This is a genomic window from Anabaenopsis sp. FSS-46 (assembly GCF_029891665.1).
Classification (GTDB): Bacteria; Cyanobacteriota; Cyanobacteriia; order Cyanobacteriales; family Nostocaceae; genus Anabaenopsis; species Anabaenopsis arnoldii.
This window is the reverse complement of the sequence record NZ_JANQDG010000156.1, coordinates 36,180-51,609: the sequence shown is the minus strand read 5'-3', so window position 1 is coordinate 51,609 and position 15,430 is coordinate 36,180. Positions and strand designations below refer to the sequence as shown.

The window sequence follows — 15,430 nt, the reverse complement described above, 5'->3', positions numbered from 1 at the left end:
TCAATGGACAGGGATTTAAACGCAGCAATTAACTTATCGAGGTTGGCTAAACCTTGAAAGCTTACTGAGGGATAACCGCTCCCATGCTCCCATTGAAGTAAGAAATAAATGTCTAGACTTGTCTAGGATTTATATAGCAGTTGAATTACCAGTAACCTCAATGGTTGCGGGAACTTAACCCAGAATGCAGCCAGTGCGTCCAGGAACAGTTAAGGAAAACTGCTCACCACGCCACTCAAATTCCGCCGCACCATATACAACCTGGTTGGGTTGAGTCGGTAACCTGGTAATATCTAATTTGGCTGTTGTCTTTGCTGTCCCAGCGTTAACAGCAATCATGAGTTTGTCTGTGTCTAAAGTCCGGGCAAAAATGTACAGTTCTCCCTGGGCGAAGATAACTTGGTAGTCCCCCGTGCGTAAGGCTGGGTGTTTGTGGCGTAAAGTAATTAATTGGCGGTGAATGTTGAGGATTTGTTGATTCCAATCAGCTTCTAAGGGAAAACCACGTCTTGAGTCAGGGTCAATACCTCCGGGTAAACCCACTTCGTCACCATAATAGATACTAGGCGCACCAGGAAAGGTGAGTAATAGTAAAGTTGCTAATTCCAGAGTAGCTTGGTCGCCGCCTGCAATGGTAATTAATCTGGCTGTATCATGACTACCTAATAAATTAAGTTGGGTGAGTTGAATTTCCCAAGGGTAAAGTTGGAGTAATTCCTGGATTTTGCTCCCGTATTCAGCAGCAAATAAGGGTGGGTAGGGTTGATAGTCGCGGCTTTGCACCTGTTCTAAAACTACGCGATCGCCCGCGGTAAAGGCAATGGTCGGGGCGGCGAATAGGTAATTCATCACGCCATCAAATTGGGTACCATCGAGCCATTCCCGGGAATCTCCCCAAACTTCCCCGACAATATAAGCTTGGGGATTAATGGCTTTGATGCGATGGCGGAATTCTTGCCAAAACCCTGGTGTTTTGATTTCAAATGGTACATCTAAACGCCAACCATCAATGCCGAATCTCAGCCAATATTCGCCAATTTCCATGATGTATTCCCGTACTTCAGGATTATCATGATTAAACTGGGGTAAAGCCCGATTACCTGCCCAACTCTCGTAATTTGCCGGTAAATCTCCTGTATAAGCAGCCAGGGGCCAATCTGTAATTTTGAACCAATCCACCCAAGGGGAATGAGGACCATTTTCTAAAATATCGTGGAAAAAGAAAAACCCCCGACTAGCATGGTTAAACACCCCATCCAGCACAACTTTAATATTCCGTTGATGAGCCGCCTCTAGTAGTTCCTTAAATGCTTGATTACCCCCCAACAATGGATCAACCTGATAATAATCGTGGGTATGATAGCGGTGATTACTGGCTGATTGAAAAATGGGAGTAAAATAAATAGCGTTAATTCCTAAATCCTGGATATAGTCTAACTGCTCAATAATCCCCCATAGGTCACCACCTTTGTAACCCTGGAGTGTGGGGATAGCTTCCCAAGCTTCCCAACGGGGATTATGCAACAGTCCTTTGTGAGACTGTTTGCTTCTGGCGAAGCGGTCTGGAAAGATTTGGTAAAAAACAGCGTGCTTAACCCAGTCTGGTGTTTGAATTTCCATGAATTATTTTTTTATACTTGACGTTTTCTCTCCAATGATAGGTAATGACCAGGCAAAAATTTGATAGTTTGATTGTAGGTTGGATCAAAAATTGCCAGCCCTTTTAAAACTTTGACCAAATACCATGAAACTGTTGTGGGAGCAACTATAGTTACTGGCTTTATTCTGTAATGTAAGATACTTGTATCGCCTCAGCATAAAGAATTTGAATAACTTATAACACTGAATTGAGTGTCAATTGAATGTGTCATAATTTATCAATATTTATCTACGCTGAGAGAAAATAAAACCTTGTTTTTAAGAGTTTTTGAGTATGCAATCAATCACAGCAATATTACCAGGATTAAGTAACAATAGTAATATTGCATACATATATACTAAGTAATTCATTCATTACCAAGAGAATTGTGTCAACTTAACTAATTATGAATCTGTGATCCCCCCTTACCAGCAGTCTCACACAGTCCTAAACTTAAGGTGATATTAAAAAGGCAGTCGGGAGAAACTCTGTGAAAAAAGTATTAGCAATCATTCTCGGTGGTGGTGCGGGGACTCGTCTTTATCCCCTAACGAAACTACGTGCCAAACCAGCAGTACCCGTGGCAGGAAAGTATCGTTTAATAGATATTCCTGTCAGTAATTGTATAAACTCAGAAATCTACAAAATCTATGTGCTGACACAATTTAACTCAACCTCCTTGAATCGCCATATAGCCCGTACCTATAATTTTACTGGCTTCAACGAGGGGTTTGTGGAAGTACTAGCGGCACAGCAAACCCCAGAAAACCCCAACTGGTTCCAAGGTACCGCTGATGCTGTGCGTCAGTACCTATGGCAATTGGAAGAATGGGATGCGGAAGATTATTTGATTCTCTCCGGAGACCATCTATACCGCATGGATTACCGCCAGTTTATCCAGCGCCATAAAGAAACCAATGCTGATATTACCCTTTCAGTTATCCCCATAGATAAAAGCCGGGCTTCGGACTTTGGTTTAATGAAAATCGACCAGTCCGGTAGGGTGATTGACTTTAGCGAAAAGCCCAAGGGCGAAGCATTAGATAAGATGCAGGTCGATACTACAGTGCTGGGATTATCACCAGACCAAGCCGAATTACAACCCTACATCGCCTCCATGGGGATTTATGTCTTTAAAAAAGATGTTCTGATCAAGTTGTTGAAAGAATCTTTGGAAAGGACTGATTTCGGCAAAGAAATTATTCCTGATGCCAGTAAAGATTACAATGTTCAAGCTTACTTATTTGATGATTACTGGGAAGATATTGGTACAATTGATGCTTTTTATCATGCCAATTTAGCATTAACTAAACAACCTTTACCACCGTTTAGCTTCTACGATGAAGAAGCACCAATTTACACTCGCGCTCGTTATTTACCCCCAAGTAAACTGTTAAATTGCACAGTCACAGAGTCGATTATTGGCGAGGGTTGTATTCTCAAAGATTGTCGGATTCAGCATTCAGTTTTAGGAGTGCGATCGCGCATTGAATCTGGCTGTGTAATCGAAGAATCTCTCCTCATGGGGGCAGACTTTTATCAACCTTTTGTAGAACGTCAATGTAACTTAGATAAAGGAAACATTCCCGTAGGTATTGGCACAGACACGATTATTCGCCGTGCTATCGTTGATAAGAATGCCCGTATCGGTCATGATGTAAAAATCATCAATAAAGATAACGTGCAAGAAGCAGAACGGGAAAATCAAGGCTTTTACATCCGCAGTGGCATTATTGTAGTGATGAAAAATGCTGTAATTCCCGACGGAACAATAATTTAGTGATTGGTCATTGGTCATTAGTCATGGGTCATAAATAATTACTCAATACTAATTGACCACTGACAACGGATGCAGAAAAAGTGACACAAATATTTGTACTAATTGGTCTTCCTGGTAGTGGAAAGTCAACTTTAGCGCAACAATTAATGGCACAAAGCCCCCAGATGCAGCTGATCTCAACGGATGCGATTCGGGGGCAACTTTTTGGTTCGGAAGCAACTCAGGGTCCGTGGCCGCTGATTTGGGGAGAAATAGAACGGCAATTCCAACAAGCAGTAACCGCCAATCAGACAACTATCTTCGATGCTACCAACGCTCGAAGACGCCAGCGCGGTGAAATCATCGCTTTAGCCCGGGGGGTCGGTTTTACCCACATTACAGGATTATGGGTGAGAACCCCTGTTTGGCTGTGTTTAGCACGCAATCAAAAGCGTCAGCGTCAAGTTCCCGAAGAAATCATTTTCAGAATGTATCGTCAAATCCGGGATGCGCCCCCTAGTCTAGAAGAAGGAATAGACCGGCTGATTTATTTTCTCTAAAAGCAGAGAGTACGGAAATTGCGCTGCTGGAGTGAGCGTGAACCACACTTGAATTGCCTTAATGTCTGTTAATTTAAAATCAGAGTTTTTTATCTTGGGGATTTTCCCGGGCAAAAAACCAATTTCACACTTTACGACAAAAACATAAAAAAAATACTTTATAGGAGGCTGGTAGATGGCTGCAACCGATTTCAAAGACTATTACGCAATTTTGGGAATCAGTAAAACCGCCAGTCCAGAAGACATTAAACAAGCTTTTCGGAAATTAGCTCGTAAATATCACCCCGATGTCAATCCAGGTAACAAACAAGCAGAGGCCAAGTTTAAAGAAGTCAATGAAGCCTACGAAGTTTTGTCAGATGTTGATAAGCGCAAGAAGTACGACCAATTTGGTCAATACTGGAAACAAGTGGGGGAAGGTTTCCCCAGCGGCGGTCCTGGTGTGGATATGGGTGGTGTTGACTTCAGTCAGTACGGGAGTTTTGATGAATTTGTCAACGAGTTATTAGGCCGTTTTGGTGGACCTAGCCCCCGTGGTGGAAGGCCTGGCTACTCTTATCGTACTTCCACGGGCAGACCCAGCGGTTATGGTGGCTTTAATGATTTTGGTTTTCAAGATGTTGGTAGGGGTGGAGGTCAAGATTCAGAAGCTGCAATTACTTTAACTTTTGCCGAGGCCTTCACTGGTGTGCAGAAACGCTTTAGTTTAGGTAACGAAACTATTGAAGTTCGCATCCCATCGGGTGCTAAAACTGGGACTCGCCTACGGGTGCGGGGTAAAGGTCAATTGAACCCCATGACTCAACAACGGGGCGATTTATATTTAAAGGTTGAACTTCAACCACATTCTTTCTTCCAATTTGAAGGTGATAATCTCCTGTGTGAAGTTCCCATCACCCCTGATGAAGCCACCTTGGGAGCCTCAATAGATGTCCCCACTCCCGATGGTTCTGTAAATGTCAAGTTACCTGCGGGAGTCCGTTCTGGTCAATCCCTGCGGTTGCGGGGGAAAGGTTGGCCTTTAGCTAAGGGGGGACGTGGTGATCAGTTGGTAAAAGTGGCGATTGTTCCTCCCAAGGATCTCAGTTCACAAGAACGAGAATACTATGAGAAAATTCGGGCTATACGTACCTATAATCCCCGGAGTCATCTACAGCAGTTTAAGTTTTGAGCTTTGATAGGTAGGGGCGTTCGGGCGGAACTTCTCCAAGATAGATAGACCCGTCTGAATTACCGAAACAAGACTGGAGCAACTAGTGGACGAATTAGGCATTATATTGGTGGGTAAGGGCGACCCATTCGTTTAATCGTTCACAGTCTATCACTTCAAAGCCGGCTGTATTTAAGGCTTTGGTAACATTTTCTTCATGATCTGTGGTGAACCCCGATGTAATTAGTAGCCCAGCTGGGGTTTCAGTCTGACGTAGCGATCGCCTAAAATCATCTGCAAGGGCAATATGTACCCGTGCGAAAATATTGGCAACTATTAGGTCAAATGTCTGTTTTACTGCAATTGGTGACCCATCATGTACAGTGTTTCCACCCATCCAATGGCCTAGTTGACAGCCACACCCTAGACTACCGGACACTACCTTGACTTGTTGCTCTACTTCATTGAGAATTACTGTTTCCTGAGTTGCTTGTACAGCTATGCTGTCATTGTCTAAAGCTAAGACATTAGCTCCCAGTTTCGCCATAGCTACGCTCAAAATCCCTGAACCTGACCCAAAGTCTAGCACCTGCATTTGAGGGGTTGTGTATCGTTCTAGCAGTCGGAGACTGAGAATGGTTGTGGGATGCAAACCGCTACCGAAGGCGAGGGTTTTCTGTATTTTCAGGGGAATTTTCTCTGGTATCTCAGACTGAGGGGGTGTGTTGGAAGTAACTATGATAAATTTATCGCCTATTTGATGTAGAGGTGCTTGTGGCCCATCTGTGATTTTTTTTTCAACCAAAGTAGTCTCAATGGCTGTGGTCATTCCAGTGCGATACAAAGGGTAAAGCAGATTCTCAATATTTTCTAAACCTACTCGCCCGCTGAAATCGTAGGGTAAATATAAGCGAATTGTCAATCTCCAATGGGAATTAGCCGCAGTTGCTTCGGTATATTCACTAATGTAAATATTATTAATATCAATACTTTCACTTATGAGAGTACAAAACCAATCTACGCCCTCATGGGTTGTATTCACTTTTAATTCTATCCAAGACATTATTTTGAGATGATTTTTTGTTTTCGACTGACCCAGGACGCAAACCCAATACCAGTGACAAACATCAGCAGACTATAAATAGCCGCGGGAATAGCCATTCTGGGGTTATTCAGTAATGTGGGGGAAGAGGCGATCGCGATCGCTAGAGTTCCGCTTTGAATCCCTACTTCCACTGTAATTGCTATAGCGCTTTTTTCACCTAATTGGGTTAAAGTAGCGATGGTAAAACCCAAAGCCATTGTTAGCACATTTAAAACCAGAGTCACCCAACCCACGTCAATCACATAGGAAATAAAATTATTTCTTTCCCGCAACAGCACCCCAGTAATCACCAGGGCCAGGAAAAATAAAGACAGCCACTTTACCGGTTTATCTGCTTTTGTAGCTATTCCGGGTGCATAGCGATTGATTAACATTCCCATTGATATAGGTAAAAGGGTAATGACTGCAATTTGCAAAACAGTATTGATAAAAGGTAACTGTAGCGTTGTCCCCGTTCCCAAAAATGCTTGCATTGAAAAATTCACTACCAGAGGAATAGTAAAAACCGTAATTAAACTACTCATGGCTGTGAGAGTAACGGACAAAGCAACATCTCCCCCGGCCAAGAGTGTAATCATGTTAGAAGTAGGTCCACCGGGGCAAGCTACTAAAATCATTATACCTACGGCTAATGCTGGCTCCAGGGGAAACAGTGAGGCGATGCCAAAACCGACAATTGGTAAAATAATTAACTGTGCAACTAAGCCAATTAGCACTGATTTAGGATAGATAACAACTCGCCGGAAGTCCTCTATGGTCAAAGATAATCCCATGCCCAACATAATAATAAATAAAGCTAGGGGCAGAAAAACAGCAGTGAGAAAATTTTCTTGCATCTGTATTGGTAAGGATCAAACTACGTCCAGATTATACATTGCCCACAGGTGCTTAGATGAGGAAACTTTTCTCGATCAGTTGGCTGGGTGAAGCAAGAATCCCACGTGCTTCTATCCGTGGGAGTGTCAAGAGATGTCTATTGAGTTGATATCGTTAATACCTGGGGCGGTGTAGCATCTGGGGGATAGATCAAGTCTACTTCTACCAATCTGCGATCGCCTGGTGACATATTCAATAATATCAAGGGTTCTCCAGGTTGACCCCGCCTTTGGACTAAATGGGTAAACTGAGTTTTGGCGTGACCTCGGTCATCTGTATAACGTAAACGTACTGACCCCCGGAAGAATACTTGGGGTGCTGTGGTTGTGAAGAAGCGTAAGCCCTGTTTTAGCAAATTCTCTTCTTTGATTGGCGTTTGTAGAGATACAGTAACTGTTTGATGATTTTCAGTATTATTATGCAGGGGAAAATGTAAACTATATTGAATACCATAGTTGCCATGAGCGCGATAGGCGGTATCAGGATAACGCACCAACATGGGGGCTGCTTGAATTTGAGTAGTTCCTAAAGTACCGCCGTGCAAACTACTTATAGGATAGGAAAATGCTTGCCCACTTTTGGGAATTGTCAAATATCTAGCTTCTGCATGATCTAAAACTAAAGATTTCCACTGAGAACCTTGAGCCACTCCGGCGACACGCCCATAAATTTGGGGTTGTTTAGTTGCTTCTAGGGGTGTGGGGACTCTATCCCGTGGGGTTGATAATTCTCCACTTTTTAGTAAATTTTCCCACTCCTTTAAACTAGGCTCACCCTCAGTACCATCCTCATTTTGACGCCCAAATAAAGCCATACTAGCCGCATAAACTGTACCACTACTGTGTAACCGCATTAAGGTAGAGCGGCCATTTAAAGGTGGTGTCAGTTCCTTGACGGGAATAGGGAGATTTAATAACATCTGATTTTTCCCTGGGGGAATGACAATTTGGGGTGGGAAAATTTCTTGCCGCCTTCCTCTTAAGATATCAGATACAGCGCGATCGCCAGGTCCGGCAAAAATATCACCCAATATATTCTGACTGACAGATGGTAACTGAATAAATGGTGCATCCGGTTGACTCAAATAACTTGCTGCTTGCAAAATATTGACTCTTACTGGTTCAGTTCCGGGGTTATGCAACATGATCCCCAGATAGAGCGATCGTAAATCCTCTGGTGGTTCAGCCTTAGCAACATGGTGGGCAAAAACATCAAATCGCCCTTGAAACGGATAATTTAAATGTGCTGCTGGCGTTTTCTTGTCATCTGCGGGAAAAGTAGAAAGTAAAATTCCTTCGTTTAATACCAATTCTGGACTATTGCTGTTAAATACAGGCACAGTATCCAGTTTTCCCGGTAAAGGACGCACTTCTTGAAGCTGTATTGCTTCTGGCGCGGGTGCGGTAGTAGGTGTTGATTGGGCGATTATAGAACTGAGTAAAAAATCAAACATAAAAACCAGAGGAATATTGACCTTAGAGACGCTAACGACTTGATAAAAGTGCCAAATTGTGAATAATTAATAAGAAATCAGCCAATATGACCGGCAAATTATCTGGATTTAACGCTGGAACATGGACAAAAATACATGGTGTTGCCAGTTTATTTTGGCACAAGTAATGTAAAACTGAATAGTAAAGACTCTCACAAACAAATTTACCGCAGTCGTGGCTAATCTCAACTACTGTTGTACCTGCTACTATTTTCTCTAAATTAACAGTTGTCTGCAAAAGACTTTCCCCACAGCTAGCAACCGCTTCCAGACTTAGTTTTGTCCGGCTAGCAGCCATACCACAACAAATAATGTAATTGGGTTGGAGTTGAGAAATTTTTTGCCTGACTTGGGAACTAGCCAGATCTGCATCCACAGGTAAACGCCGTAAAAATTTTAAATCATGAGGAAGGGCGTGAACTTTGATCACTTCCATTAATAAATCATCAGAAGAATTCGACTGTTGCTCACTCAACCAAATCTCAAAAGAAGTTAATAGTATTCTTTTCCGCATAAGAAATATTATTTAGAATAGAAACACCCTCCATAATAAACTTACAAGGAGCAGGTCAATGCCAGTCATTGCAGTCGTAGATTACGATATGGGAAATTTGCACTCAGTCTGCAAAGGTTTAGAAAAAGTAGGAGCAACTCCTCAGATTACTCATGCTGCTAAAGATTTAGAACTGGCGGATGCAGTTGTATTACCGGGGGTGGGAGCATTTGACCCAGCAGTACAACACCTGCGATCGCTCGGCTTAGAACAACCCATTAAAGATACGATCTCGTCTGGTAAACCCTTCTTAGGTATCTGTTTGGGATTGCAAATTTTATTTGAATCCAGTGCGGAAGGAACCCAACCAGGGCTAGGAATCATCCCCGGAAAGGTGCGCCGATTTCAACCCGAACCAGGGATTACTATTCCTCATATGGGATGGAACCAACTAGAGTTCACCCAACCAAACAGTCTTTTGTGGGAGCATTTACCAGCCAGTCCCTGGGTATATTTCGTTCATTCTTACTATGTTGACCCCAGTGACCCCCAAGTACGTGCAGCCACTGTGACTCACGGTTCTCAGACCATCACAGCCGCCATCGCCCATGAAAACCTGACAGCAGTGCAATTCCACCCGGAAAAATCTTCTAATATCGGGTTGCAAATCCTGTCTAATTTTGTTGCACAAGTCCGCGAAAAAATTGCTGCATAATCCAACTGTAACTTTGAGATTTTGTCGTTTGTTGTTTGTCCTTTGTCATGATTTTTCCCTTGACTGTTGACTTATGACTTATGACTTATGAACAATGACTTATGAACAATGACACTGAGAATTTACGGGAATCGCCAAATTAAAACTTTACCAGGGCAAGCTACCAGACCCACGAGTGCGCGGGTCAGGGAGGCAGTATTCAACATTTGGCAAGGGGAAATTGTAGATTGTCGCTGGCTAGATGTGTGTACTGGTAGTGGTTCCATGGGTGCAGAAGCTTTGTGTAGAGGAGCCAGTTTAGTAGTAGGAATTGAAAAATCTAGCCGAGCCTGTGCCATCATTCAGCAAAACTGGCAACAGGTGAGCCGTAGTGAACAAAAATGGCAAGTTTTGCGAGGTGATGTCATTCACCAGTTAAAAAAGTTATCAGGGAAACAATTTGAGAAGATTTACTTTGATCCGCCTTATGCTAGTGGATTATATGAGCCTGTTTTAGCAGCGATCGCTGATGACAATTTATTAGCTGTGAATGGTGAAATAGCTGTAGAACACAATCCCGAAGGTTGGAAGCCTCCAATCATTAGCAATTGGAAAATTTGCCGCCAAAAGGTTTACGGTAATACAGCGCTAACTTTTTATACAAATTTTAAATTTAATGCAATCCTTTAAAATTATATGCTATTTAAATATGTTCCACTATAAAATATAAGTAACTTTATACAAAAATAGAGATGCGATTCCTCGCATCTCTACTGATAAATATTAACCGCCCAACTCGGTGGGGCGCTTGTATTGCCTATAGGCAGCGTAAAATAGCCCGGAAAGGGTGACAAAAATCAGACCAAGGACAATACCTGAGAGCAGGGGTTCAACCACTTTAAATCTCCTGTTAGCGAATGTTTGATATAGGATGCTGCTGTTCATTCTATCAAATTGAGGATGAATCCCGCCCTCGACAATGTTTTTAGTCCATAAATCATCAGGAAAAAATTATATTTAGTGCTTGCAGACACCATCAAGAAATTTTAAGCTATGTGTAGGAAATGTAAAACTTTTAGTAACCTCGACTTCTACGGCAAACTTTTTGGATAACCAAATTACCAAACCCGAAACTCAAATACAGTGGATCGCCTTGTTAGCTCTGGCGATACTACTAGCAGCTCCTTTGGGCATTTTTGGTGTGCAAATGGTTCGAGCTTCCGATCCTTATGTGAAGAATGTCCTTTCCCTCAAAGGAAACCCAGTTCAAGGAAATGCTATCTTTCAGATCAACTGTGCTGGTTGTCATGGAATAGAAGCGGACGGACTAGTAGGACCTAGTTTACAAGGGGTTTCAAAGCGCAAATCACCATCCCAGCTAATTCACCAAGTAATTAGTGGCGAAACACCTCCAATGCCCAAATTTCAACCTAGCGCTCACGAAATGGCAGACCTATTGAATTATTTGGAGAGTCTATAGTCAGATTGCGCGGATAATCCTAGACTTGGCGGCTGTCTTCGTGCTCCCACTGCTTGAAGCTGTGGGATTATTGGTTAAATGAGGTAAAATTAGCTACGATTTCCGGACAATTCGATATAAAATATCAAACTTAAAATCCAAAATCACAATGACAAAGCTAACTCCTAATTCTAGTTTTAGTGTTACCCTCCGGTTGCAAATTCCCAATCGTGTGGGAATGTTAGCATCAATTACCCAGGCCATCGCCATCAGCGGTGGTAATCTGGGACAAATTGATTTAATCCAACAAACACGCCATGAGTCTATACGTGATATTACTGTAGATGCGGCTAGTACCGAACACGCTGAGACTATTGTGCAAGCCGTGAAAGGATTACCAGATATTCAGGTGCTAAGTGTTTACGATCGCACATTTAACCTGCACCGTGGGGGCAAAATTAGCATTACCAGTCGCATTCCCCTGACGAGTGTTTCAGATTTAGCTATGGCCTACACCCCAGGAGTAGGTCGCATTTGTACTGCGATCGCCCAAGCTCCCGAAGAAGTTTACAATTTAACTATCAAACAAAATACTGTAGCTATTGTGACTGATGGTAGTGCAGTTTTGGGTTTGGGAAATCTCGGACCATCTGCGGCTTTACCAGTGATGGAAGGTAAAGCGATGCTGTTTAAAGAATTCGCTGGTCTTGATGCTTTTCCTATCTGTCTTGATACCCAAGATACAGATGAAATTGTGCGGACGGTGAAAAACCTCGCGCCGGTTTTTGGTGGTGTTAATTTAGAGGACATTGCTGCGCCTCGTTGCTTTGAAATTGAACAGAGATTACGAGCAGAATTAGATATCCCGGTGTTTCATGATGACCAACACGGTACAGCCATTGTCACCTTAGCAGCCTTGTTTAACGCTTTAAAACTGGTAAACAAGTCCATTGCACAAATCCGCATTGTGATTAATGGTGCGGGAGCTGCTGGGGTAGCCATCGCTCGGTTACTTCGCAAAGCTGGAGCCGAAAAAATTTGGATGTGCGACTCTAAAGGAATTCTCTCGACTAACCGCACTGATTTGACCCCAGAGAAGCAGGAATTTGCCGTTAAGGCTCAGGGGACTTTAGCAGGTGCAATGCAGGGCGCAGACGTGTTTATCGGTGTGAGCGCCCCGGGAGTATTGACAGTGGAAATGGTGCAAGCAATGGCTAAAGACCCCATTGTTTTTGCTATGGCTAATCCCATTCCCGAAATTCAGCCAGAACTAGTAAGTAAACTTGTCGCTGTGATGGCCACCGGTCGGAGTGACTACCCGAATCAAATTAATAATGTTTTGGCTTTTCCGGGGGTATTTCGTGGTGCTTTAGATTGTCGCGCCCGGTCTATTACTACCAGTATGTATTTAGAAGCAGCTAGTGCGATCGCATCTTTAGTTAAACCCTCAGACTTGCATCGGGAACATATTATCCCCTCAGTCTTTGATAAACGCGTTGCTCCTGCTGTTGCTGCTGCTGTCCAACAAGCAGCCCGTCAAGAAGGAATTGCTCACAGTTAACAGGACTTACAGCACATTGCAGGTAGATAGGTAATCTGACATACTCCCGTAACTGAATTTCTTTGAGAAATTCAGTGTATGCTTCTCATCCAATTGAGCTACTGCTATGGCTACGCCACCCCCGCTATGGGAGGCTTAGACTTTAATAAACCACTGTTGGCGATACATGAGATAACTCACTGCTAACCAAAATAAGAGTGTGACTAGGGCGAATAGCAATGAACCGTTGATCGCACCCGCCCAAGATGCGAAAATGTTTTGGTAAATCCAGTTGTAGGTGCTGATGGTGGTTTCATCTGTGCCGATTTTGGTTCTCACTAAGATTTTAATTAGTAAAATCGATGCTGTGAACAGGGCGATCGCATTTAAGCCCATTATTTCAAAGGGTTTACTCCAGCGTCGAATTAGCCTTACTTCTATCAATTCATAACAACCTGCTAGGAATAGTAAAGCCCAACCAGTGCTAAACATCACATAGGAACTTGTCCATAGTTTTTTATTAATGGGAAAGGTTAAACCCCACACCCCACCAATAATTAAGCAACCAAGCCCAAATAATCCCAATCCTACGCTTGTACGTGTTTTTACTGGTTGATTGCGTATCCATCTACCGGCAAAGTAGCCGCCCAGAAGACTAACGGCTGCGGGAATGGTGCTAAATAGTCCCTCTGGATCTCCCAAGTTATCATACCCGTCACCTGCATATAGGTGATCTGGGGGAATAATTAAGCGGTCAATATAAGCGCCAAAGTTACCGGTGCGAGTCAGTATACCCCTCCCATAATCGGGAACTGGGACATACATCATGATTAGCCAATAGCCGATGAGTAAAACAACTGCTAGTATCCACTGTCCTTTGGCTGGTAGTTTGAGGACAGCAAGGGCAGCGAGCAGGTATGTTAAACTAATGCGCTGTAATACTCCCATGATGCGGATATTACTTAAATCAAAAGTCCAAATCTCCTGATTCCAAAAGCCGTTTAGTAGTAAGCCTAGGAGAAATAGTATGGCAGTACGACGCCAGATGCGCCGGTAAACCCCTGCGGTGTACTTTGACAAGGAAAATGACATTGCTACACCGACAATAAACAAGAAAAAGGGAAATACTAGGTCTGTCGGTGTGCATCCGTGCCAATCAGCATGAGCTAGGGGAGGATATACTTTACCCGCTACTCCTGCCATGTTGACTAAAATCATCGCAGCAATGGTAATACCGCGAAACACATCCAGTGAGAACAGGCGCATAGGGTAGATTTTATATATGAATATTTGATTTTTTACACGCTAGATTAGCAGAAGCTACAAGTAAGTTAAGATGCAGTTAGCTCCGCTATTCCCGTTGTTTTATCGCATTCTCCAACCCAGTTTTCCTAACTGTCTTTGGAGTGGTAATCGTGATTATAAAGCGATCGCTCTGACTTTTGATGATGGACCTCACCCGGAATACACACCCCAAGTATTGGCAGTATTAGACCGCTACAATATCAAGTCCAGCTTTTTTTGCTTGGGTGCTTGTGTTAATCGTTCCCCAGCTATTGTCAAAGCCATATGCGATCGCGGACACTGGATCGGATTACATGGTTATGATCATCGTTCTTTTCCCACCCTCTCCCCAAATCACCTGCAACAAAGTTTAAAAAGAACTCAAGCTGCGATCTACAATGCTTGTGAATTGACACCCGAACAAGTGTGTGATGTTCGACCCCCCAACGGTTTGTTTACACCCCAAACTTTACAATTATTCTTTAAATGGAATTACCGCCCAGTTATGTGGAGTGTTGTACCAGAAGACTGGGTAAGGCCGGGAGGAGCTACTGTAGTCCGACGAGTTCTTAAACAAGTGCAGAACGGTTCACTAATTGTTTTGCATGATGGTGCTTGTGGTGGACAGGATGTTGCTGTCACTATCCAAGCACTAATTCCGCAATTAATAGATCAAGGCTATGAATTTGTGACTATTGATACTCTTTGGGAGCAAAAAAACAACCATGACTTCACAGCCAAGAATTCAGTTTGACACTCTGATGGTCTAAAGACACTGAGATTCTGCTGACAGAGTAACTTTAGGTCTAACCCCACAGTCTTACTCTCGCTACGATGGTCAAACACCGTCTACCCAGTCGGCTAAAGTCTAAGCCTAGCTTACTGGATACTTTTGACCAGAAAAGACCACGGTGGTTAAAACCACCAAGTCGCTTCCATCTCAGGGCTAAAGCCGCTGATTCCCCCGCTTACCTCGATATTTTTATGAACTTAGGATACAAAGCCAACTATTTCCAATTGGTTGCTTCCTCTTCACTAAAAGGATAAGAAGGGTATGCTGAGTCTTCAGTACCCAGGAGATTATGGATGTCACGTAATGAATTTGGTTGATGTGTAAAATTGTGAGGTGAATCACTCCCACGTTCAATCAGGTCTTCAACTTGGCAATTCAAAGCTTTGCAAAACCTAATAATTCTTTCAATATGCTCTATCCCAGTTCTACCGCTTTCCCAGTTCTGAATCGTGCTTTCAGTTACGCCTACAAGACGAGAGAGTTCAAGTTGAGTTAGCCCTGCTTTTTCACGGAGCGAAGCTATCCTTGGTTTTGGCTTCTTTTTCACAGCTACAGCACTTTTATTTTATCTATATCAGTCGTATAT

The 15,430-nt window shown here is 43.1% G+C and carries 16 protein-coding genes; 8 read left to right on the top strand and 8 right to left on the bottom strand.

The genetic code is table 11. From position 1 onward, the window contains the following. Window positions 1–174 precede the first annotated feature (174 nt). Window positions 175–1,620 carry a glycoside hydrolase family 13 protein gene (locus NWP21_RS19050; RefSeq protein WP_280793912.1) on the bottom strand — a complete coding sequence of 482 codons (1,446 nt, stop codon included), beginning with the start codon at window positions 1,618–1,620 and terminating at the stop codon, window positions 175–177. Between the two features lie 509 nt (window positions 1,621–2,129). On the opposite strand from NWP21_RS19050, the gene NWP21_RS19045 reads away from it, so the two are divergent. From NWP21_RS19045 to NWP21_RS19035, 3 genes are all read left to right on the top strand, one after another. After that, complete coding sequence (locus NWP21_RS19045) at window positions 2,130–3,419, top strand: glucose-1-phosphate adenylyltransferase (RefSeq protein WP_280793910.1); 1,290 nt, start codon at window positions 2,130–2,132, stop codon at window positions 3,417–3,419. Between the two features lie 80 nt (window positions 3,420–3,499). Further along, on the top strand, window positions 3,500–3,958 hold the full coding sequence (locus NWP21_RS19040; protein ID WP_280793909.1) for an AAA family ATPase: 459 nt from the start codon (window positions 3,500–3,502) through the stop codon (window positions 3,956–3,958). A gap of 175 nt (window positions 3,959–4,133) precedes the next feature. Further along, window positions 4,134–5,129, top strand: coding sequence for a DnaJ C-terminal domain-containing protein (locus tag NWP21_RS19035; protein ID WP_280793908.1), 996 nt, complete (start codon window positions 4,134–4,136; stop codon window positions 5,127–5,129). A gap of 94 nt (window positions 5,130–5,223) precedes the next feature. Here NWP21_RS19035 and NWP21_RS19030 read toward each other — a convergent pair whose 3' ends face one another. The 4 genes from NWP21_RS19030 to NWP21_RS19015 all read right to left on the bottom strand — a co-directional run bounded on the left by NWP21_RS19030 (window position 5,224) and on the right by NWP21_RS19015 (window position 9,095). Then, the gene (locus NWP21_RS19030; RefSeq protein ID WP_271734987.1) at window positions 5,224–6,171 is read right to left on the bottom strand and encodes a 50S ribosomal protein L11 methyltransferase; all 948 of its coding nucleotides are present in this window, start codon (window positions 6,169–6,171) and stop codon (window positions 5,224–5,226) included. Continuing rightward, window positions 6,171–7,049, bottom strand: a complete 879-nt coding sequence (locus NWP21_RS19025; protein ID WP_280793906.1) for a bile acid:sodium symporter family protein — start codon at window positions 7,047–7,049, stop codon at window positions 6,171–6,173. The genes NWP21_RS19030 and NWP21_RS19025 overlap by 1 nt, the downstream gene beginning before the upstream one ends. A 137-nt stretch (window positions 7,050–7,186) precedes the next feature. After that, window positions 7,187–8,542, bottom strand: a complete 1,356-nt coding sequence (locus NWP21_RS19020) for a DUF3370 domain-containing protein (RefSeq protein ID WP_280793904.1) — start codon at window positions 8,540–8,542, stop codon at window positions 7,187–7,189. 31 nt (window positions 8,543–8,573) lie between these two features. After that, on the bottom strand, window positions 8,574–9,095 hold the full coding sequence (locus tag NWP21_RS19015; protein ID WP_280793903.1) for a peptidase C15: 522 nt from the start codon (window positions 9,093–9,095) through the stop codon (window positions 8,574–8,576). A 58-nt stretch (window positions 9,096–9,153) separates the two neighbouring features. On the opposite strand from NWP21_RS19015, the gene hisH reads away from it, so the two are divergent. After that, complete coding sequence (hisH, locus tag NWP21_RS19010) at window positions 9,154–9,789, top strand: imidazole glycerol phosphate synthase subunit HisH (protein ID WP_271734992.1); 636 nt, start codon at window positions 9,154–9,156, stop codon at window positions 9,787–9,789. Between the two features lie 108 nt (window positions 9,790–9,897). After that, on the top strand, window positions 9,898–10,458 hold the full coding sequence (rsmD, locus tag NWP21_RS19005) for a 16S rRNA (guanine(966)-N(2))-methyltransferase RsmD (protein ID WP_280793902.1): 561 nt from the start codon (window positions 9,898–9,900) through the stop codon (window positions 10,456–10,458). Between the two features lie 93 nt (window positions 10,459–10,551). Here the strand turns inward: rsmD and petG are convergent, their stop codons facing one another. Next, entirely contained in the window at window positions 10,552–10,665 is a 114-nt protein-coding gene (gene petG / locus NWP21_RS19000; protein ID WP_200320785.1) for a cytochrome b6-f complex subunit V, read from the bottom strand. A 208-nt stretch (window positions 10,666–10,873) separates the two neighbouring features. Here petG and NWP21_RS18995 point away from each other — a divergent pair, with 208 nt between their 5' ends. Together NWP21_RS18995 and NWP21_RS18990 are read left to right on the top strand one after the other, a co-directional pair. Next, window positions 10,874–11,248 (top strand): cytochrome c, encoded by a 375-nt coding sequence (locus tag NWP21_RS18995; RefSeq protein ID WP_271734997.1) that lies wholly within the window; start codon window positions 10,874–10,876, stop codon window positions 11,246–11,248. Between the two features lie 148 nt (window positions 11,249–11,396). Then, the gene (locus tag NWP21_RS18990; RefSeq protein WP_280793901.1) at window positions 11,397–12,788 is read left to right on the top strand and encodes a malic enzyme-like NAD(P)-binding protein; all 1,392 of its coding nucleotides are present in this window, start codon (window positions 11,397–11,399) and stop codon (window positions 12,786–12,788) included. Between the two features lie 135 nt (window positions 12,789–12,923). Here the strand turns inward: NWP21_RS18990 and NWP21_RS18985 are convergent, their stop codons facing one another. Next, window positions 12,924–14,033, bottom strand: coding sequence for a heparan-alpha-glucosaminide N-acetyltransferase domain-containing protein (locus NWP21_RS18985; RefSeq protein ID WP_280793900.1), 1,110 nt, complete (start codon window positions 14,031–14,033; stop codon window positions 12,924–12,926). Window positions 14,034–14,103: 70 nt separating this feature from the next. Here NWP21_RS18985 and NWP21_RS18980 point away from each other — a divergent pair, with 70 nt between their 5' ends. Then, on the top strand, window positions 14,104–14,805 hold the full coding sequence (locus tag NWP21_RS18980) for a polysaccharide deacetylase family protein (RefSeq protein ID WP_280793899.1): 702 nt from the start codon (window positions 14,104–14,106) through the stop codon (window positions 14,803–14,805). A 253-nt stretch (window positions 14,806–15,058) separates the two neighbouring features. On the opposite strand, the gene NWP21_RS18975 is transcribed toward NWP21_RS18980, so the two are convergent. Continuing rightward, on the bottom strand, window positions 15,059–15,391 hold the full coding sequence (locus NWP21_RS18975; RefSeq protein WP_280793897.1) for a helix-turn-helix transcriptional regulator: 333 nt from the start codon (window positions 15,389–15,391) through the stop codon (window positions 15,059–15,061). Window positions 15,392–15,430: the final 39 nt, after the last annotated feature.